General features: G+C 40.4%; 1 protein-coding gene. It reads left to right on the forward strand.

Annotation, left to right across the window (positions count from 1 at the left end; translation table 11 throughout):
- A partial coding sequence (locus AAEY62_RS22290) for an oxidoreductase dimerization domain-containing protein (protein WP_502935551.1) occupies nt 1–275 on the forward strand: 275 nt, incomplete at both ends.

Below are 275 nucleotides of genomic sequence, written 5' to 3' on the forward strand. Positions count from 1 at the left end.
GTACTTGATATGGAAAACGTACCAAGAGCTTTAGCAAATTTTGAAACGGATGGTTTTATCAAGTTGGTAGCTGAAGAATCCACGGGAAAACTGATAGGCGCACAAATTTTAGCCCATGAAGGCGGAGAACTGATTCAAAGTGCGGCTCTTGCTATTCATAATAAAATGACAGTCGAAGAATTGGCAGGTCAACTATTTCCGTATTTGACGATGGTTGAAGGATTGAAGTTATGCGCTCAAACCTTTAGCAAAGACGTTAAAGAGCTATCTTGCTG

It is taken from the genome of Pseudoalteromonas sp. GW168-MNA-CIBAN-0100, from assembly GCF_040309225.1.
GTDB lineage: Bacteria > Pseudomonadota > Gammaproteobacteria > Enterobacterales > Alteromonadaceae > Pseudoalteromonas > Pseudoalteromonas arctica.